The sequence below is a fragment of the Paenibacillus sp. FSL H3-0321 genome, from assembly GCF_038002865.1.
Classification (GTDB): Bacteria; Bacillota; Bacilli; order Paenibacillales; family Paenibacillaceae; genus Paenibacillus_AQ.
Genome location: NZ_JBBODH010000001.1, coordinates 3,518,155 through 3,536,711, shown reverse-complemented (window position 1 = coordinate 3,536,711; position 18,557 = coordinate 3,518,155). Strand labels below are relative to the sequence as shown.

Sequence of the window (18,557 nt, the reverse complement as noted above, 5' to 3'; positions counted from 1 at the left end):
ATCCGAAGTGGATTCAATGAAGTAATGCTAACAAAACTTTTGGGAGGTCGGGAAGATGAGCAGCAACAAGTTGGCTTGGACCTGGAAGGTGAAGGAAGAGTACCTGGAGGAATATGTGCAGATGCACCTGAACCCTTGGCCGGAAATCCTTGAGGAGCACAGCAAAGCGGGAATCAGCAATTATTCGATCTTCCAGAACGGCAATCAGTTCTTCTACTGCTTTGAATGTGATGACAAAGAGGCGGCTTTTGCTTACATTGCCCAGAGCGATGCCTGCAACCGGTGGAACGCCATTACCTCTAAAATGGTTGAGGGCTCCTTTGATTTTAACGAAGAAACACCGATGGAACCGCTCCGCGAGGTATTTTATTTGAAATAGTACGGTTGCCCATATAAATATTTTCTTGATCAACCGAATATTTGTTTGAATTTGATGAAGCCTGTCCATATAGGCTTCTTTTTTGTTTTTTTATGGAAAGCTTGTACTGGCGGTTTGGGGCAGAGCGAGTGGATTATTTAGGTTTATATTGTGTTGCTTCGGCCGGGCTTCGGCTTATCTGGAGGAGCTCCATCCCGGGAATGGGATCACCTCCGCCTCGGGACTGAGCACGAAACCCTTCGTTGGGCGGTTTTGACTTTGGCCAAAAGCTACTACACTAAAGCAGGAAAGCAATGCTTGATACATAAGGGATCAGTCTTAAAGAGAGCAATCAATAATGGAGTGGAAGGGGAAAAAAAGAATGACATGGTTAACGAAATGGTCGTTTGGCAATAAGGGGGCGGTAGGTCTTCTAGTTGTTATGGCACTGGTGGTGGGGATAATGAGCTACACCTCGCTGCCGATGGAATTCATGCCGGAGGCCGATAATCCACAGATCACGGTTACAGTGCTTGGACCCGGACAGGATGCGCATTCGATGGAAACCTCGGTTACCAAGCCGATTGAGGCGGCGACCTCTCAGGTGAAGGGCAAGACCGAACAAATGTCTACCTCCGGAGACGGATATGCCAAGGTAGACATATATTTTGACGGTAAGTCTGATATGAAGGAGGCGGCGCAGGAAGTCGAGAAAGCTGTGGGTACACTGCAGTTTCCCGAAGGTGTGATGGACCCGTTCATCATTCAGCTGAACACCTCAATGATTCCTGTCTCCCAGCTTACGCTGTCGTTCGATGATGGGCTCACCAAAGATAACCTTGAGATTGCCGAGAATACCATTATCCCTGAGCTGCAGAAGATCGAAGGGGTAGCCAGCGTAGCTTTGTATGGCAAGACAGCTCCTCAAGTTAGAGTGAAGCTTGATCCGAAGGCGATGGCCGCAAAAGGGGTAACCACTGCGCAGGTATTGGGGCTGCTTCAGGGGCGCAATGTTTCCGCCTCCATCGGCGAGCAGACGATCGGCGGCCAGACGGGGAATGTGAATGTAATCTCTTCGATAGACAGTATAGATACCTTGAAGCAGCTGCCGGTCGGGGCTGGAGCAAAGCTGCAGGATATTGCCGCTGTTGAGGCCAAGATAGACCAGGAGAGCGTCAGCCGCTCCAATGGTAAAGATGTGCTGTTCGTCGTAATTACCAAGGAAGCGAATGCCAATGCAGTAGATGTCGGCGATAAGGTGCGCAGCGCTGCAGACGATATCAATGACAGAATTAAAAATGCCGAGGCCTCCGTCATTTTCAGCACCTCTGATATGGTGGTCACCTCCGTCAACAGCATGATGCGTGAAGTCCTGCTCGGTGCGTTGTTTGCGACAATCGTAATCCTGCTGTTCCTGCGTAACATCCGGGCTACGCTGATCACGGCGATATCCATTCCGCTGTCCCTGGCGGTTACCCTTTACCTGCTTAAGGTATCGGGAATTACCCTGAACATCGTTACCTTGGGCGGGGTTGCCGTTGCTGTCGGACGGCTGGTGGATGACAGCATCGTGGTCATTGAGAATATTTACCGGCGTATGCAGAAGGAACCCTTGTCCCGTGATATGGTGATCAGCGCAACCCGCGAGGTGGCCAGAGCCATAACCAGCTCAACGCTTGCTACGGTGGCGGTATTCCTGCCGATGGGGCTGCTGCGCGGCGGACTGCAGGCTTTCTTGCTTCCGTTTGCCTTGACGGTAACTTACTCCTTGCTGACTTCGCTTGTTGTGGCGCTGACTGTCGTTCCGCTGCTAAGCTCCTGGCTGCTGCGCGGCTCTTCCCTGAAGGAACATGAGCCCGCCGGATGGTTCACCCGTTTTCTCGATTGGAATCTGCAGCGCAAATGGCTCACGCTGAGCCTGGGGCTGGTGCTGTTAGTCGGCTCTATTGGCGCTTATATTGCTATGCCGAAGGCCGCGCTGGATGCTAGCGATGCCAGCAATGTATCCGTTCAACTGGTATATCCGAATGATGTTCCGGTCGCGGAGGTGTTGAAGAATGGCAAGTTGCTGGAGCAGGAGCTGATGAACCAGCCGCAGGCCCAGACGGTCATCATGCAATCCGGGAACAGTGCCGATTCGGCGAAATGGGGCAGTGTTACCTCGCTGACCCAGGTGGATTATACAGTAATGATCAAAGAAGGAACGGATGCGCAGGTGTTTTTGGATCAAGTCCGCAGTCTTCAGGCTTCCTATACGGGGGCAACGCTGACCGCAAATGAAGCCAGCATGATGGGCTCAAGCTCCACCAGTGAATATGTCGATATTGTCGGCAATGATGTCGCAGCTATCAATACAATTGCTGAAGAGGTCGCCGCCAAGGTGAAGAGTATAGAAGGTGTGCAAAAGGTCAGCAGCAACATGGAGGATACCAAGCCGGTATTTGCCTTCAAGGTGAATCCTGCTGAAGCTAACGCCCAAGAAATCTCCATGCAGCTGGGGGCGATGCTCAATCCGGTTCCGCTGGGACAGATCGAGTTGGACGGTTCTCCTGCCGGCGTTATCCTTGAACCTGTTATTCAGGCGGAATCACAGGAAGACCTGAAGAATATGACCATCATGACCGCCGCTGGTCCGCAGCCATTGTCGCAAGTGGCAGCCCTTGAGGTCACGGATCAGCCAGCTATGCTGTACCATAAGGACGGCAAGCCTTATGTGCGGATTACCGCAGAAGTGGATCCGAAGAAGGTATCGGCCATCGGTGCCGATATTAAAAAGCAGACAGACGGCATAACGCTGCCGGACGGTGTAACTCTGTTCGCAGGCGGAGCATCGGCAGACCAGGCCGGGGACTTCGGTGACCTTGGAATGACGGCGCTGATCTCAATCGGCCTAGTGTACCTGATTATGGTGCTCACCTTTAAGACGCTGCGTGCACCACTGGCAATTATGTTCTCATTGCCGCTTGCAGCCATCGGAGCGATTGTAGCCCTGATCATATCCGGGGTAACCCCTGACTTCACCGCGTTGTTCGGTGCATTGATGCTGATTGGCATCGTGGTCACAAATGCGGTGGTGCTGATCGACCGCATCAAACAGAATGAAGCGCATATGTCGATCCGCGAGTCCATTCTCGAAGCAACCGGCACACGGATGCGCCCGATTCTAATGACGGCGATTGCCACTGTCTGCGCCATGTTACCGCTGCTCTTCGGACATTCCGAGCAGGGCAGCATTGTCTCGCAGAGTCTGGCCATCGTAGTAATCGGCGGATTAACCGCAGCCACTCTGCTGACGCTGCTGGTCGTGCCGGCCATCTACGAGCTGCTGTACTTCCGCAAATCTGCCAAGGAACGTAAAAAGGCGGCAAAATCTGCGGTTGCAGCATAGGCCGAAAAAGGCAGGGAAGGCTTGTATCAGTGACAATTGAATAGTATCCGGGCAGGTGACGTATTGGAGCTTTTAAACTCCTGAGGTTAATCCTGCAAAAAAAGTCTTAGCCTGTGTTCCACACTTCCATTACGGAACGTGGAGTTCATGAGCTAAGACTTTTTCATTTATTCTTACAAAATATTTACAATCAATAATATACATATAAAAACAAAATTTCCTACTGAATTATGTAAAATAATATGATATTTTGTGTAAATATATAGTTTTAACACATATTAATATATAAAATACTTGTTTTTCCATGGTAATATATGTATGATTAATCTTGTAATAAATTAATAGGCGAGGGGGGAAGTTGTTCTTTTCGCTACACAATTTTTATCGCCCGGTTTAGTAGTGTTCTTGTTAGTAGCAAGGATATAGTGAAGGATTCATTCCAACTCAATTACTAAAAGGAGATGTTTAATTGTGAAAAAAATTCAAAAGTCAGCAATTGCCGCACTTTCTACTATGGCCATGCTCTTAGGATCTGTACCGGCTGCGTTCGCCGATGAAGCCGTTACTCCTGCTGCTGCTCCTGCGGCACAGGAAGTTCAGGCAGCGAGCGGAGTTGTTACACCGCTGGCATTAGCTTATGGAAATGTAGGGGATCCTACTACGTATTATTATTTCGGCGGTACTACTACTGTTAATGTTTATGGCGTACCTGGAGGTGTTTACACAGTGTATGCTATCGACCAAAATGGTTCTTATATCGACATAGGCCTTGGTCAAATCACTTATCAAGGTTCTGTAAGCAGACAATTATGGGGCTATCACAAAATTTACGTATCTAGCAGTTTCCCAGGAACATTTTCCTTTAACTATTAATAATTATTGATTGATTTTAACGTAATCGTAATTACTATCTTCATATAAACGTCAAAACCCCACCGGCCCAAATGGACAAGTGGGGTTTTTAGTATTTACATTCTGGTCTTTAATAATCAGTCCGCTCTTTGCGGCTCAATTCCCCGTACTTTCATAACGCGATAGTCCGAAACGGAAAATGCCATAGGCCGCAACTGCGCTTCCTATCGCAGCTACCGGGGCCAGCATCCACCAGCCGGACCATTCGCTTTTGCCAAAAATATATGTCGCCGGATAAAAGCTGATAAACGCATATGGAAGCACGGTGGAGATGAATATGCGGACAGCCTGCGGGAACAGCGTGATCGGATATTTGGCCAGGTCGGCCAAATTATGGACCATCAAGGGAAAGGCATTGCCGGCATTACGGATCCAGAAGGCTGCCGAATTGCCGGCCAGATTGATCGACACGCGGATAACTACTGCTGTCACAAGGAGCAGGGCAATAATTATGATTTTGCCAAAGGTCCAGTGGAGATGGGTGTGGACCAGCGATTGCCAGACAATTACGCCGCCGATCAGCAGATTTCCGAGGCCGTTAATGCCGATGCCTGTACAGAACACCTGAAGCACGACAGGCACCGGCCGCAGCAGATAACGGTCCATTTCTCCCATGTTGACCAATCTGCCCATACGCCAGGCCCCCTCGAAGAACAGGGAGGCAATGCCTTCGGTCAGAAAGATCATCGCGTACATAAAGGTGACTTCCCAGAACTGCCAGCCGTTGATGTCGGGAATCCGGTCATAGATGACCCAGAGGAAGACGAATCCCAGCACCTGCGTTAATGTGGCAGAACACATTAAGATATAGAAATCCTTATTGTATTCCATGATGGCTTTTAACTGCTGTATGTAGAGCCTTTTGTATAGATAGAACATGCGTGATAACTTCATGCTTCGCTCTCCTTCCGCCTAACCTCCATGAATCGTTACCTGACGTACTGCCCAGTTCCACATGCATTTTCCGGCAATCCAGAGTGCAATCCCCCAGAAGAATTGCAGGCCGATCAGCCTGACGCTCTCCCAAGTGTCCGCCTGTTCCAGAAAGATCATCGTCGGTGTGTGAATAATGCTCTGAAAAGGCAGGAACAGTGCGAGCTTTTCCAGCCAATCCGGGAAAAAGGCCAAGGGTACCAGCGCTCCGGATAGCAAGTTGGTCAGGGCGATTCTTGTCCAGACAATACCCATGGAACCGGTCGACCAGAAGCATAATAATGCCGCAAGATAGACAACGCCGAACTTTACCAGGATCGCTCCGAGCAGACTGATTGCGAACAGCAGATAGACCAGCGCCGACTGCGGGAAGGTTACACCGGTCAGGAAGGTGGCGAACAGAACGAGCAACACCGTGCTCATTCCTCCCTCAAGCAGGCTGGAGCCCAAGGTTTCCGCAAATCTTGCACTTTGAAAATCAATGGGCTTAAGCAAATCTACGGCAACGCTCCCGTCGAGGATTTTGCCGGAAATAGATGTTTCGGAATACCAGGACAACACAGAGTTGGCCAGAAAGGTAACGAGCAAGTAGGTTTTCATCTGGTCCCAGGAATACCCGCCTACGATATCGCGGCCGCTATAAATGCCCTGCCACAAAAAGTAGATCGCCAGCAGATTGATCGAATTGGCCAGAAAGGTGATCACGTAAGAAGTCCGGTAAGCGAGAACATTTTGCAAGGACCGGTTGGCAATACTTCTGTATTTCTTAAGATTGGGTACAGGCATGACTGCGTTCGCTCCTCCTTATGCACCGGTTTCGTTCAGGTTCAGATTTCCGTCGTATACGGCTTTGATGACTTGCTCGATATTGGCATCCTCCATCCGGAAGTCAATCACCTCGCCATGTTTCATCACCCGGCTGACCACTTCGCTGGCGGTATATTCATAACGGTCAAAGGATACGGAGAACTCTTGATCATTCTGCAAGTCCAGCTTCATTCCCGGAGTCTGTGAGAGCTGCTGGTACAGCTCGGGCAATGGCGAGCCCACCTGGAAAAAGATCACCCGGTTTCTGGCGAAACGGGATTTGACTTCACTTAAGCTACCGTCATAGATAATGGAGCCGTGGTCGATGATAATCAGCCGTTTGCACAGGTCCTCAATATCACCCAGATCGTGGGTGGTCAACATAACTGTAGTCTGCTGCTCTTGGTTGATCTTTTTGATGAATTCGCGGATTTTCTGCTTCACGGAGACGTCGAGGCCAATCGTCGGTTCATCCAGATACACAATCGGCGGGTTATGTAATAAAGCAGCAGCCAGATCCGCTCGCATACGCTGGCCGAGGGAGAGCTTCCGGGCGGATAAGTGAATAAATTCACGCATACCCAGCATCTCAATAAACATCTCCAAGTTGGTCTTGTACACAGCATCGGGGATCTGATAAATATCCTTCAGCAGGGAAAAGGACTCCACAATCGGAATATCCCACCACAGCTGCGTGCGCTGCCCGAACACCGCTCCGATCTGGGCGGCATTTTCCATTCTTTTCCGGTACGGGTTGATACCGTTTACAGAAATACTGCCCGCGGTAGGCATCAGTATGCCGGTCAGCATTTTGATCGTGGTGGACTTGCCTGCACCGTTCGGCCCGACATAGGCCACCGTCTCACCTGCCTCGATGCTAAGGTCCAGCGACTGCACCGCCATCTTCTCAATATGCCTGGGGATCAGCAGATGCTTGACCGCGCCTTTGAGGCCGGGCTCCTTCACCGCCTGCATAAACGACTTGCTCAGTCCTTTAGCTTCAATAATACTCAAGGGTCATCCTCCTTCAGTGTTGATATTCTATAAAAAGGCGTGTTCCGTTAATATAGCACTGCTGTAATGTCGAAAACTATCACAATAAATCGAAAGAATAATTTTTTTATTAGTTTATGACGAATCCTGCAAAAAGACCTCTGTCTGATGAACATGCGGATTTTATAGTGGAGCTTTATTTGTCCATAATAGACAATCTAATGATGCATGTTCTTAATTCTCTGATTTATGTTATAATACGTTTTTCTAAAATCGATTATAATAGATTATGGTAAAAATGGAGGTGGAGCTATTTGAGTATCTTTGACAAGACGAGAGTCTGGTGCCTGCCCGGGGACTTGAAAGAGGAGCAACTTAAATTATTCCAGCCAGTCGCCAAACAAGAAGGAGCAATACCTGCTGAATTGACAGCGGTTTCTTCGAATGAAAAATGCAAAAACCGTATTTATCATACAGCAATGATTGCTTCCATCCGCAACGAAATGAAAAAAATCAGCCAGTTTATCTCCATTCCCTATGTTGTGTTCTTAACTGGCAAGGAGGGCGTCATTCTGGAGCTGGTATCTTCCTCTCCGGATCTTCAAGCGGATATGCTTCAGGCCGGTATGGGTGTCGGTGTCAGCCTAGGAGGGCAATATTCTGGTTTAAATGCGGTCTCGTTGGCTATGGAAATGAACTGTATTGGTGTAGTGAGAGGCGAGGAACATTCCAATATTGTATTTAAAGGGTGGAATTGCGTATGTGCTCCGCTGCAGAGGGATGGCAAAGTGTATGGTTATGTGGATATTTCCTTCAATAAAAATGAACAGATTGAATTTGCCATCCCCTTCGTGCAGCAGATGGCTGAGAACATTTCGGAGAAGTGGATGGAGCAGCACCCGGAGATGCAGCAGTACCGGCTGGAGGCCAGTTTTCAGGAATTTAGACTGACTGCGCGCGAACAAGATGTGTCCCGGTTATGGCTCATGGAGAAAAGTGCGCTGCACATTGCCAACGAGCTGGGGATCAGCGAAGGCACAGTGCGTAACATGGTCAAGAACATCTACAGTAAAATGCGTGTAAATGACCGGTGGCAGTTCACCAAAAAGCTTGCGCATTAACAGATTTTTATACATATAAAAAGAGCCGGCCCGCGATAATTGGTATCCAGGGCCGGCTCTTATTCAATTCTTATAGAGCCGGTTTAGGGATAATCAGCTTTAACCGCAAGAGCAATTCAGTACTGGCTTGCGTGCGGCCTGCGTTTCATCCAGACGGCTGATCTCCGTAGTGTGCGGAGCATTAATGACGATTTCTGGAGTCTCCTGGGCTTCCTTGACGATTTGAATCATCGTTTCGATGAAGCCATCAAGCGTTTCCTTGCTTTCGGTTTCGGTTGGCTCAATCATCATGCACTCTTCCACAGTCAGCGGGAAGTAGACCGTTGGCGGGTGGTAGCCGAAGTCGAGCAGGCGTTTGGCTACGTCCAGCGTGCGCACGCCGTATTGCTTCAGGTTCTTGCCGGACATCACAAACTCGTGCTTGCAGACACCCGGATACGGAATTTCAAAATACGGTGCCAGCCGGTGCATCATATAGTTGGCATTCAGCACGGCGTTTTCGGAAACCTCGCGCAAGCCGTCCGGCCCGTAGGTACGGATATAGGCATAGGCACGGACGAGAATTCCAAAGTTGCCGTAAAAGGCCTTGACCCGCCCGATGGATTCCGGGCCGCCATAGTTCAGCGAGAAGCTGTCATCTTCATTCTTGACCACCGTAGGCTGCGGAAGAAAAGGAATCAGCTTCGCTTTCACGCCGACAGGTCCGGCTCCCGGACCGCCGCCGCCATGCGGGGTGCTCATCGTCTTGTGCAAATTCAAATGCACCACATCGAAGCCCATATCGCCGGGACGGGTAATGCCCATAATGGCATTGGAGTTGGCTCCATCGTAATAGAGCAGTCCGCCCGCTTCATGTACAATTGCAGCAATCTCCACAATCTGCGTTTCGAACAGGCCGAGTGTGCTGGGGTTGGTCAGCATCAGCGCGGCGGTATCGCTGCCGACAGCTGCCTTCAGCGCTTCAAGATCAACCATTCCTTTATTATTGGAAGGAATCGTCACCGTATCAAGTCCGGCTGCTGCGGCGCTGGCCGGGTTGGTGCCATGCGAGGAGTCCGGCACAATCACCTTCGTGCGGGTCTCGCCGCGGCTCTCATGGTAGGCGCGGATCATCATCAGGCCAGTCCATTCACCATGTGCGCCTGCGGCAGGCTGCAGGGAGACGGCATCCATGCCGGTCAAAGCGGAAAGATCATTTTGCAGGGTGTACATCAGTTCCAGAGCTCCCTGAATGCTTTCTTCCGGCTGGTAAGGATGAATCTTGGCCAGTCCCGGGAAGCGGGCAACATCTTCGTTGATCTTCGGATTGTATTTCATCGTACAGGAGCCGAGCGGATAGAATCCGTTGTCGACGCCGAAGTTGCGCCGGGACAGCGCGGTGTAGTGGCGGATGACATCCACTTCGGATACTTCCGGCAGCACGACCGGTTCGCTGCGCAGAAGTCCTGCAGGGATCAGTGCATCAAGGTTCTCATCCTGCGGAACATCACACTGCGGCAGGGAGTAGGCCGAGCGGCCGGGACGGCTAAGCTCGAAGATCAGACTTTGTTCCGGTTTCATAAACAGCCCTCCAGTGCGCTGGCGAATTGGTCAATTTCGGTTTTGCTTCTTTTCTCCGTGACGGCAACCAGCATATGTCCGGCAAGCTCCGGATAATCACGGCCCAGATCGTAACCGCCGAGATAACCTTCTTTTATGAGCTTGGAATTAATCTCGCTCACTTCACTTCCTTCGGGAAGCTTCAGGACGAATTCGTTAAAGTAAGGAGCTGAGAACGCAGCCGCAGCACCGTTAATATCGCCGAGTTTGCCGGCGGCATAGTGGCTCTTGCGGATGTTCAGCTCGCCAACCTCGCGCATGCCTTCTTTGCCCATCACGGACAAATAGACGGAAGCGCATAGCGCCAGCAGCGCCTGGTTGGAGCAAATGTTCGAAGTGGCTTTTTCACGGCGGATATGCTGCTCGCGGGCCTGCAACGTCAGCACGAAGCCGCGTTTGCCGTTCCGGTCAACGGTCTGGCCGACAATCCGGCCCGGCATGCGGCGCATCAGATGCTCCGCTACGGCGAAGAATCCGCAGGTTGGGCCGCCCAGCGAAGCCGGAATGCCCAGCGGCTGCGCATCACCGACGACAATGTCGGCGCCGAGCTTACCCGGCGTTTCCAGTACGCCGAGCGCCAGCGGGTTGGCGCTGACGATGAACAGGCCTTTGACGCCGTGGATCAGCGGCTCGATGGCACCGAGATCTTCTATCGCGCCGAAGAAGTTCGGTGACTGCACCAGGACAGCCGCCGTGTCGCCGTCGATGGCTGAGGCAAGCTTTGCTTGGTCGGTTACACCGTCTTTATAGTCAATCTCTACGACATCGAGGCCCCAGGCCCCTGCCGAAGTGCGCAGCACCTGGCGGGCCTCAGGATGCACGGTGCGGGAGACAATCAGCTTTTTGCGTTTGGTGGCACCAGCTGCAAGTACTGCCGCTTCCGAGAAAGCCGTAGCACCATCGTACATGCTGGCGTTGGCCACCTTCATGCCGGTCAGCTCACAGATGTAGGACTGGAATTCAAAGATCGCCTGCAGCTCGCCTTGGCTGATTTCCGGCTGGTAAGGGGTATAGGCAGTATAGAATTCCGAACGGGAGATGACATGATTGATGACGACAGGGATATGATGGTCATACAGGCCGGCGCCGAGGAAGCTGGCGTGGGTATCGAAATTGGCATTTTTGTCGGCCAGCTCTTTCATATGGCGCAGCAAGGCGTATTCATCCAGCGCCTCCGACATCGGCATAGTTCCCTGATAACGGACGGCCTCGGGGATATCGGAGAACAGCTCCTCCATGGACTGAATTCCGACTGCTTCCATCATTTCGTTGCGGTCTTGTTCAGTCATTGGCAGATAACGGTGCTTCATTGCGGCTTCACTCCCTGGCTCTTTTTGTAGAATGGCGCTTTGACCACGACAGCCTTGAGCTGCTTGCCGCGGATCTCTACGTTTACCTCTGTGCCTATTTCACTGTAAGCTGCATCCAGCAGCGCAAGTCCGAGATTGCGTTTGAGTGTCGGTGACTGGGTGCCGGTGGTCACTTCACCGATCTTTACTCCATCCCCGTATACAGGGTAGTGGGAACGCGGAATGCCGCGGTCGATCATTTCCAGACCGACGAGGCGGCGGGGCAGACCGTCAGCCTTCTGCTTCACCAGCACATCACGGCCGATGAAATCTTCTTTGTCCAGCTTCACGAAGAACTGCACGCCTGCTTCCAGCGGCGTAATATCCGCCGACAGCTCCTGGCCGTACAGCGGCAGCTTGGCTTCAAAGCGCAGCGTGTCGCGTGCGCCAAGACCGGCTGGTGTCAAGCCGTGCGGAGACCCCGCTTCCAGCAGGCCGTTCCACAGCGCAGCCGCTGTATCCGGCGGCGCGTAGAGCTCGAATCCGTCCTCGCCGGTATATCCGGTGCGGGAGAGCAGAACGTTCACGCCGCACACCTCGGCGTTCTCGATGAAGTGGAAAGGCTTCAGCTCAGCAATGGGAGCCGCTGTAACTTTGGAGAGGATGGCCTCAGCCAGCGGGCCCTGCAGGGCGAGTAGAAGAGTCTCATCCGAGATGTTGCTCAGGCTGACGCCGCTGAATTCTGCGGTGAGATGCTTCTGCAGCCATTGAAAGTCCTTGTCGATGTTGGAGGCGTTCACGACAAGCATGTAACGCTCTTCGCCGAGGCGGTATACGAGCAAATCATCGACAACACCGCCGTTTGGATATAGAAGCAGCGTGTACTGCGCTCCACCGTCTGCCAGCTTGCTGACATCATTGGTCGTCATTTTTTGCAGGAAGGCTTCGGAGCCGCTGCCGCTAACCATGAATTCACCCATATGCGACACATCGAACAGTCCGGCTTGCCCGCGGACGGCCTCATGCTCCTTGACGATTCCTGTAAACTGCACCGGCAGCTCCCAGCCGCCGAAGTCAATGCATCTGGACTCCGCATAAGCAGAATAAAGGTCATAAAAAGGCGTTCTTTTCAAAGCGTTCATGTGCTCACTCCCTTGGTCTGATTACATGCAAGCCTAACGGGATTTCCTTTGCCGGCAGGGACGGAGTCCGTTTCTGCCCATTAAAAAAAAGGACAGGCGGAAGCCAAATATGCGCACGCGCATATTTGGCTTCCGCTCTGTCCTTTGTACCTGAGAGTTACCCTGCTGTGAACCCGGCAGGTTTCCCCGTTGGTGACCAGTACGCTGCAATAGCAGGGCCTGATGCTCTCCAGAGATGCGTCCGGCAAAGGTCCTTTTGCCTGAGAGATTCACCCCTTAGAGGGCTTACTCCTTCGGCGCCGTCTTCAAGAGACGGTCTCTCCCTATGCCATCATTCGCAAACCGTATAATTTTCTGCTGTCTCCATTAAACCGGGTATGGAGGTCCACTGTCAACAAAAAAACGTCAAAAAGATGACAAATTTAAATTTCCTGTCAGTTATATTGACATTGAGCAGGACGATAACTTAGTCTATAACTAAATTTACAACTCCAATTCGGAAATGAGGCGGCTTGAAATGAGTGAAGTGCTAGATAACCTGCTGTACAGCGAAGAGCATGAATGGGCGCAGCAGGGCGAAGGACGTTTAATACGTGTTGGGATTACGGATCATGCCCAGCATTTACTAGGCGATATCGTATTTGTGGAATTTCCTGAAGTTGGATCGGCTATTTCTGCCGGGGACAGCGTGGGCAGCATTGAATCCGTGAAGACGGTTTCCGAATTATATTCACCGGTATCGGGAACGGTGACCAAGATTAACGATGCACTGGAGAACAGTCCGGAGCTGATTAACGATCAGCCGTACAGCGGGGGCTGGATTTTTGAACTGGAGATCGAAGGCGAGTATGCCGAAGCCGTATCGGGACTGCTGGACGCAGCCGCTTACCGTGAACGGGTTGGGGAATAGCAATTGGTTTTGTGAAAAATTTATTAAAGACGGATTTCGCGCATTAGCTGCACTAATGTGAGAAGTCTGTCTTTTTGCGCTTTCAGCGGCTTGGAAAATCTGCAAGTCCCGGATAAAAATGTGGAGCCATCCGCCACAAGAGGGGCAGCAGTGCAAGGCTAATCAGGACGAATAAACAGCATAAAAGGATAAATCTGTAGATTTTGCGAGGGGGTGCAGCCGGTCTGAGCACAAAGTAATAAACGCCGATAGAGTAAAAGGGATACAGCAGGACAGCTGCCATGGCCATGCAGACAAAAAAGGTCATCTCACCGGCTGAGCTGGGGATCATTGTGTCCGGGTAATACACGGGATCAAGCTGCAAAAAGATAACCAAAAGTGGCACATAAGCGAAAAACAGGTGCAGAAAAAAGCAGCGGATGCGTCCGTTGTCGGCCAGACCGTAGAGCATCCACCAGACTCCCAGCCAGGGCAAGGCAAAAGCGCCGCCCGCAAGCAAAAAACGAACGGCGATTTGAATCAGCTTGCTTAGCGGATACACATTGGCTTGTTCGCCCCAGAAAAGGGAGTACGACGAGAGTAAAAGGAAATAAGCCATGCCCCCAACGAAGAACGTAATGATTCCCTGGAGAAACGTGGTAACCAATAGCGAGACTAGTAGACGCAGATTTTTTAAAAATCGGGCGGGATCAGGTGGTGTTCCGTTTAGAGTTTCCATACCTATTCAGACTCCTTTAGAAGCAAATGTAACCTTTCATCATCTGCTGTTCTGGGCTGATAGGCGGAATTATTCTTCGTCTTGAAGCTGCCGCAGCACGATTAGCTCGACGCGGCGGTTTTTCTGTTTTCCAAGCAGCGTAGTATTGTCGGCAGCAGGCCGGGTATCGGCATAGCCGGCATACTGGAAGGTATCCGGATCCAGTCTTTCATTGTCGAGGAAGAAACGCAGGATGGAGAGTGCCCGCGCGCCTGACAGCTCCCAGTTGTCGTTATAGCGCGAGCCAACCGACACCGGGGTATTGTCGGTATGTCCCTCGATGCTGATGGATGCGCCTATGCCGCGGAACAGGCCTGAGAGCTGGCGGAGTGCAGGGAATGCAGGTGCTTTCAGCTCGGCTTTGCCGGCATCGAACAGGAACCGGTCGCTAAGCGTAATGGCAATGCCCTGTGGTTTATCTGCAACAAAGATCTGATCTCCGAGGTTGTTGTCTTCAACATATTTGGTGATGACGCCCATCAATGAGGCCAGCTTCGCTTCCTGTTCCTTGAAAGCCAGTTCACGTGAAGAAGGCGGCTGTGCCGTCTCTCCGGCATTGGCCGTGCCTGCAACTTTGCTTCCTGTTCCATTATCTTGACTGCCTTCGCCAGCGACAATTGCAGAATTGCTTCCTTGTTTCTGACTGTTTGCTGAGCCGCTGTTTTCCGTTTCTTGTTGGCTCTCCAGAATGCCATCGCCACCTTCAAGCACGGGGTTGCCGCTCCTGAACGTTTCCGAAAGGGAACCTGTGACAATCTTGTATTTCTGCACGTCCAGACTGCTCATGGCGAACATAATGACGAAAAATATAAGTAAAAGTGTAATGAGATCGGCATAAGTGATCATCCAGCGGTCATTGCTCTCCCGGCTTTCGGCGTGCTGCTCACGCCGGTTTCTCTGCCTCATAGCAGCCCTCTTGCATACTCACGCTCACGGCTTCCGGCAGAATCCGCAGTGAAGGAGCTAAGCTTCTTGCGCACCAGCTGCGGATGATCCCCGTTCTGCAGGGCCAGAATGCCGACCAGCAGCATCTCCATGCCAGCCAGCTCGGTTTGGCTGCGGGATTTGATCTTGGAGGCAATGGGTAAAAATATTAGATTAGCGCTGGCTACACCGTAAAGCGTCGCTGTAAAAGCGACTGCGATGGATGCTCCCAGATTGGAAGGATCGGTCAGATTGCTGAGTACATGGATCAGTCCCATGACCGTCCCGATAATCCCCATCGTTGGTGCGTAGCCTCCGGCCGCCTCAAATATTTTGGCGTAGCCGTTGTACTTCAATTCTTTGGCGTCCATGTCCAGCTCCAGAATCTGGCGAACCTCGTCAGCATCTGTGCCGTCGACGATCAGCAGCAATCCTTCACGGGTAAAGGGATTGGGATGTTCTTCGGCTTTTTGCTCCAGCAGGAGCACACCGCCGCGCCGGGTAATAGCAGCCATGGAGATCAGCTCCTCCGCGTTCTGCTCACTCAGGTCCGGATGCCTGCCGAAGGCCATGCGCAGTGCAGCAGGGATGTGGCGCAGTTTAGATGCGGGAAAGCTGATGAGAACAGCGGCCAATGTGCCGCCAAAGACAATTAGTGCGGCATTAGGCTGCAGCAATCCGGAGAGATTGCCGCCTTCCCAAAAGAAGCCGCCGATCATAGCGGCCAGTCCAGCCAGGAGGCCGATAATTGCGGTGATATCCATAGGTTATGACTCCTTACTTTTCTATATATTATGGTTTGCATGAATGTAGGCAACACTGTATAATAAACGGGAACAAGTATTCTTATCTTCCATATTTTTCAGGATTGTATGGAGAGCCAGTACTTAGGGCCACAATTATACTATACTACTATATTTTAGACGATAGAGGGGAGACGGGCAAATGAGCGATATTGTCGTCAGTACGAAGACTTTTGAACTGGAGTCCGAATACACACCCCAGGGCGATCAGCCTCATGCCATTGAGGAATTATTGGACGGCATCCGGCAGGGCAAGAAGCACCAGACGCTGCTGGGAGCGACGGGCACAGGTAAGACATTCACCGTCGCACAAGTGATTTCCAAGTTAAACCGCCCCACGCTGGTAATAGCGCACAATAAGACACTTGCTGCGCAGCTGGCGAGTGAATTCAAAGAGTTTTTCCCGAACAATTCGGTAGATTACTTCGTCAGTTACTACGATTACTACCAGCCAGAGGCTTACATTCCCTCCTCCGACACCTACATCGAGAAAGATTCCAGCATCAATGAAGAGATAGATAAGCTGCGCCACTCCGCGACCAGTTCATTGTTTGAACGGCGCGATGTTATTATTGTAGCGAGCGTATCTTGCATTTACGGCCTCGGTTCGCCGAAGGAATACGGAAGCCTCCTGCTCTCGCTGCGGGTAGGGATGGAGAAGCCACGCAACCAGATCTTAAGCAGACTAGTAGATATCCAGTATCAGCGCAATGACATGAATTTTGTCCGCGGTACATTCCGTGTGCGCGGTGATGTGGTTGAGATCTTCCCGGCTTCCCAGGGAGAACATGCCATCCGGGTAGAACTGTTCGGCGACGAGATTGAACGGATTACCGAGATTGACGTGCTGACCGGAGAATTAATCGGTGAACGTGAGCACATCGCGATCTTTCCGGCATCTCACTTTGTAACCCAGGAAGAAACGATGAAGGTTGCGATCGTCAACATTGAACGTGAACTGGAGGAACGGCTGGCCGTTCTTCGCGACGCAGGCAAGCTGCTGGAAGCCCAGCGGCTGGAGCAGCGGACGCGTTATGACATCGAGATGATGAAGGAGGTCGGCTTCTGCTCCGGGATTGAGAACTATTCCGGACCGCTCACCTTCCGTGAGCCGGGAGCAACCCCTTATACCTTGATGGACTACTTCCCGGATGACATGCTGATTGTTATTGATGAATCTCATGTTACCCTTCCGCAGATTAGGGCCATGTATAACGGTGACCGTGCGCGGAAGACCGTTCTGGTAGAGCATGGGTTCCGCTTGCCGTCAGCGCTGGATAACCGGCCGCTTCAGTTTGAAGAGTTCGAAGACAAGGTAAGCCAGATCGTCTATGTATCCGCCACGCCAGGTCCATACGAAATGGAACACTGCGATACGATGGTGCAGCAGATTATCCGCCCTACCGGTCTGCTTGATCCGATTATTGAGGTGCGTCCGACAGAAGGCCAGATCGATGATCTGATTAGTGAAATCCGCGAACGTGTGGAACGCGATGAACGGGTACTGGTAACGACACTTACGAAGAAAATGTCCGAGGATCTGACCGATTACTTCAAGGAGATCGGGATCAAGGTCCGATATATGCACTCTGATATCAAGACGCTGGAGCGGATGGCGATTCTGCGTGATCTGCGTCTCGGTACGTTCCATGTCCTCGTGGGTATCAACTTATTAAGAGAAGGACTGGACTTGCCAGAGGTATCCCTTGTCGCGATTCTCGACGCCGACAAGGAAGGTTTCCTCCGTTCTGAACGCTCACTGATTCAGACTATCGGCCGTGCCGCCCGTAACTCAGGCGGCCGCGTCATTATGTATGGTGACCGTATTACGGATTCCATGGAGAAAGCTATGAGCGAAACTGAACGCCGCCGGGCGATTCAGATTGCCTATAATGAGAAGCATGGAATCACCCCGACGACGATCAACAAGAAAATCCGCGAAATCATCGAGGCGACCAAGGTCGCCGAATCCAAGGCCGAATATCTCACCGGCGTGGGCGGCAAGATGAACAAGAAGGACCGCCAAAGCCTGATGAAGCGTCTGGAGGCCGAGATGAAGGACGCCGCAAAGAACCTGCAATTCGAGCGCGCCGCCGAACTGCGTGATGCTTTGCTGGAGCTGCGGGCCGAGTAAATATTTAAGCGAGTACTGGAACGGCGCTTCCCAGGCCGTTCTTTTTAGATAAACTGCTCCGTTGTCTTGTTGCCTGTTGTCAGCGCATCCCGCAGGGACAGCCGCCCTGACGGGTTTCCGGTTTTAGCGCATCCCGCAGGGGCAGCTGTCCTGGCGGGTTTACGGTTTTAGTGCATCCCGTAGGGACAGCCGTCCTGGCGGGTTTCCGGTTTTAGCGCATCCCGCAGGGACAGCCGCCCTGACGGTTTTCAGTTTTAGCGCATCCCGCAGGGAGAGCCGTCCTGGCAGTTTCCGGTTTTAGCGCATCCGTAGGGACAGCGTCCCGGCACGCAGCAGCATGCAGCGTGCCGACCAGCGGAGCACGGACGTTGAAGCGGTCCCTTTAGGGACAAGCGCTCCGAGCACCATAACAGCTAAGTACAGCCCCATCCATCTCCTTCGCCAACCTTGCGGGTGTCCAGAGGGCGCAGCCCTTGGGGCCCTCCCT

The 18,557-nt window shown here is 51.9% G+C and carries 16 protein-coding genes and 1 riboswitch; of the genes, 6 read left to right on the top strand and 10 right to left on the bottom strand.

Annotation, left to right across the window (positions count from 1 at the left end; translation table 11 throughout):
* Window positions 1-55: 55 nt before the first annotated feature.
* The 3 genes from MHI45_RS15655 to MHI45_RS15645 all read left to right on the top strand — a co-directional run bounded on the left by MHI45_RS15655 (window position 56) and on the right by MHI45_RS15645 (window position 4,619).
* Window positions 56-379 (top strand): L-rhamnose mutarotase, encoded by a 324-nt coding sequence (locus MHI45_RS15655; RefSeq protein WP_076109601.1) that lies wholly within the window; start codon window positions 56-58, stop codon window positions 377-379.
* A 361-nt stretch (window positions 380-740) separates the two neighbouring features.
* Window positions 741-3,746 carry an efflux RND transporter permease subunit gene (locus MHI45_RS15650; RefSeq protein ID WP_076109600.1) on the top strand — a complete coding sequence of 1,002 codons (3,006 nt, stop codon included), beginning with the start codon at window positions 741-743 and terminating at the stop codon, window positions 3,744-3,746.
* A 471-nt stretch (window positions 3,747-4,217) separates the two neighbouring features.
* Window positions 4,218-4,619: a hypothetical protein gene (locus MHI45_RS15645; protein ID WP_038597252.1), complete on the top strand. Its 402-nt coding sequence runs from the start codon at window positions 4,218-4,220 to the stop codon at window positions 4,617-4,619.
* Between the two features lie 135 nt (window positions 4,620-4,754).
* Here MHI45_RS15645 and MHI45_RS15640 read toward each other — a convergent pair whose 3' ends face one another.
* The 3 genes from MHI45_RS15640 to MHI45_RS15630 are packed head-to-tail and all read right to left on the bottom strand — an operon-like array spanning window position 4,755 to window position 7,412.
* On the bottom strand, window positions 4,755-5,552 hold the full coding sequence (locus tag MHI45_RS15640) for an ABC transporter permease (protein WP_076109599.1): 798 nt from the start codon (window positions 5,550-5,552) through the stop codon (window positions 4,755-4,757).
* 18 nt (window positions 5,553-5,570) lie between these two features.
* The gene (locus tag MHI45_RS15635) at window positions 5,571-6,377 is read right to left on the bottom strand and encodes an ABC transporter permease (protein WP_076109598.1); all 807 of its coding nucleotides are present in this window, start codon (window positions 6,375-6,377) and stop codon (window positions 5,571-5,573) included.
* An 18-nt stretch (window positions 6,378-6,395) separates the two neighbouring features.
* Entirely contained in the window at window positions 6,396-7,412 is a 1,017-nt protein-coding gene (locus MHI45_RS15630; RefSeq protein WP_038597244.1) for an ABC transporter ATP-binding protein, read from the bottom strand.
* Window positions 7,413-7,705: 293 nt separating this feature from the next.
* Between MHI45_RS15630 and MHI45_RS15625 the strand changes: the two genes are divergently transcribed.
* On the top strand, window positions 7,706-8,512 hold the full coding sequence (locus tag MHI45_RS15625; RefSeq protein ID WP_076109597.1) for a LuxR C-terminal-related transcriptional regulator: 807 nt from the start codon (window positions 7,706-7,708) through the stop codon (window positions 8,510-8,512).
* A gap of 99 nt (window positions 8,513-8,611) precedes the next feature.
* Here the strand turns inward: MHI45_RS15625 and gcvPB are convergent, their stop codons facing one another.
* From gcvPB to gcvT, 3 genes are read right to left on the bottom strand one after another with little or no spacing between them, the layout of a single operon-like run.
* On the bottom strand, window positions 8,612-10,072 hold the full coding sequence (gene gcvPB, locus MHI45_RS15620) for an aminomethyl-transferring glycine dehydrogenase subunit GcvPB (RefSeq protein ID WP_038597238.1): 1,461 nt from the start codon (window positions 10,070-10,072) through the stop codon (window positions 8,612-8,614).
* Window positions 10,069-11,421 (bottom strand): aminomethyl-transferring glycine dehydrogenase subunit GcvPA, encoded by a 1,353-nt coding sequence (gene gcvPA / locus MHI45_RS15615; RefSeq protein WP_076109596.1) that lies wholly within the window; start codon window positions 11,419-11,421, stop codon window positions 10,069-10,071. Before gcvPA ends, gcvPB begins: the two co-directional genes overlap by 4 nt.
* On the bottom strand, window positions 11,418-12,542 hold the full coding sequence (gene gcvT / locus MHI45_RS15610) for a glycine cleavage system aminomethyltransferase GcvT (RefSeq protein ID WP_076109595.1): 1,125 nt from the start codon (window positions 12,540-12,542) through the stop codon (window positions 11,418-11,420). Before gcvT ends, gcvPA begins: the two co-directional genes overlap by 4 nt.
* 238 nt (window positions 12,543-12,780) lie before the next feature.
* A riboswitch (glycine riboswitch) is annotated at window positions 12,781-12,877 on the bottom strand.
* A 182-nt stretch (window positions 12,878-13,059) separates the two neighbouring features.
* Between gcvT and gcvH the strand changes: the two genes are divergently transcribed.
* The gene (gene gcvH, locus MHI45_RS15605) at window positions 13,060-13,452 is read left to right on the top strand and encodes a glycine cleavage system protein GcvH (protein ID WP_076109594.1); all 393 of its coding nucleotides are present in this window, start codon (window positions 13,060-13,062) and stop codon (window positions 13,450-13,452) included.
* An 82-nt stretch (window positions 13,453-13,534) separates the two neighbouring features.
* Here gcvH and MHI45_RS15600 read toward each other — a convergent pair whose 3' ends face one another.
* The 3 genes from MHI45_RS15600 to MHI45_RS15590 all read right to left on the bottom strand — a co-directional run bounded on the left by MHI45_RS15600 (window position 13,535) and on the right by MHI45_RS15590 (window position 15,897).
* Entirely contained in the window at window positions 13,535-14,170 is a 636-nt protein-coding gene (locus MHI45_RS15600) for a hypothetical protein (protein ID WP_144024260.1), read from the bottom strand.
* A 69-nt stretch (window positions 14,171-14,239) separates the two neighbouring features.
* Window positions 14,240-15,115, bottom strand: a complete 876-nt coding sequence (locus tag MHI45_RS15595; protein ID WP_076109592.1) for a flagellar motor protein MotB — start codon at window positions 15,113-15,115, stop codon at window positions 14,240-14,242.
* On the bottom strand, window positions 15,112-15,897 hold the full coding sequence (locus MHI45_RS15590; protein ID WP_076109591.1) for a flagellar motor protein: 786 nt from the start codon (window positions 15,895-15,897) through the stop codon (window positions 15,112-15,114). Before MHI45_RS15590 ends, MHI45_RS15595 begins: the two co-directional genes overlap by 4 nt.
* Before the next feature lie 181 nt (window positions 15,898-16,078).
* On the opposite strand from MHI45_RS15590, the gene uvrB reads away from it, so the two are divergent.
* A complete protein-coding gene (uvrB, locus tag MHI45_RS15585; RefSeq protein ID WP_076109590.1) occupies window positions 16,079-18,070 on the top strand; it encodes an excinuclease ABC subunit UvrB in 1,992 nt (663 codons plus the stop codon).
* Between the two features lie 297 nt (window positions 18,071-18,367).
* Here the strand turns inward: uvrB and MHI45_RS15580 are convergent, their stop codons facing one another.
* The gene (locus MHI45_RS15580; RefSeq protein ID WP_256718049.1) at window positions 18,368-18,499 is read right to left on the bottom strand and encodes a hypothetical protein; all 132 of its coding nucleotides are present in this window, start codon (window positions 18,497-18,499) and stop codon (window positions 18,368-18,370) included.
* Window positions 18,500-18,557 lie beyond the last annotated feature (58 nt).

What these genes read in the sequence shown, in the direction of transcription:
- MHI45_RS15655 (WP_076109601.1), top strand. Translation starts at nt 56, where the DNA reads ATGAGCAGCAACAAGTTGGCTTGGACCTGGAAGGTGAAGGAAGAGTAC.
- MHI45_RS15650 (WP_076109600.1), top strand. Translation starts at nt 741, where the DNA reads ATGACATGGTTAACGAAATGGTCGTTTGGCAATAAGGGGGCGGTAGGT.
- MHI45_RS15640 (WP_076109599.1), bottom strand. Translation starts at nt 5,552, where the DNA reads ATGAAGTTATCACGCATGTTCTATCTATACAAAAGGCTCTACATACAG.
- MHI45_RS15635 (WP_076109598.1), bottom strand. Translation starts at nt 6,377, where the DNA reads ATGCCTGTACCCAATCTTAAGAAATACAGAAGTATTGCCAACCGGTCC.
- gcvPB (WP_038597238.1), bottom strand. Translation starts at nt 10,072, where the DNA reads ATGAAACCGGAACAAAGTCTGATCTTCGAGCTTAGCCGTCCCGGCCGC.
- gcvPA (WP_076109596.1), bottom strand. Translation starts at nt 11,421, where the DNA reads ATGAAGCACCGTTATCTGCCAATGACTGAACAAGACCGCAACGAAATG.
- gcvT (WP_076109595.1), bottom strand. Translation starts at nt 12,542, where the DNA reads ATGAACGCTTTGAAAAGAACGCCTTTTTATGACCTTTATTCTGCTTAT.
- gcvH (WP_076109594.1), top strand. Translation starts at nt 13,060, where the DNA reads ATGAGTGAAGTGCTAGATAACCTGCTGTACAGCGAAGAGCATGAATGG.
- MHI45_RS15600 (WP_144024260.1), bottom strand. Translation starts at nt 14,170, where the DNA reads ATGGAAACTCTAAACGGAACACCACCTGATCCCGCCCGATTTTTAAAA.
- MHI45_RS15595 (WP_076109592.1), bottom strand. Translation starts at nt 15,115, where the DNA reads ATGAGGCAGAGAAACCGGCGTGAGCAGCACGCCGAAAGCCGGGAGAGC.
- MHI45_RS15590 (WP_076109591.1), bottom strand. Translation starts at nt 15,897, where the DNA reads ATGGATATCACCGCAATTATCGGCCTCCTGGCTGGACTGGCCGCTATG.
- uvrB (WP_076109590.1), top strand. Translation starts at nt 16,079, where the DNA reads ATGAGCGATATTGTCGTCAGTACGAAGACTTTTGAACTGGAGTCCGAA.
- MHI45_RS15580 (WP_256718049.1), bottom strand. Translation starts at nt 18,499, where the DNA reads ATGGGGCTGTACTTAGCTGTTATGGTGCTCGGAGCGCTTGTCCCTAAA.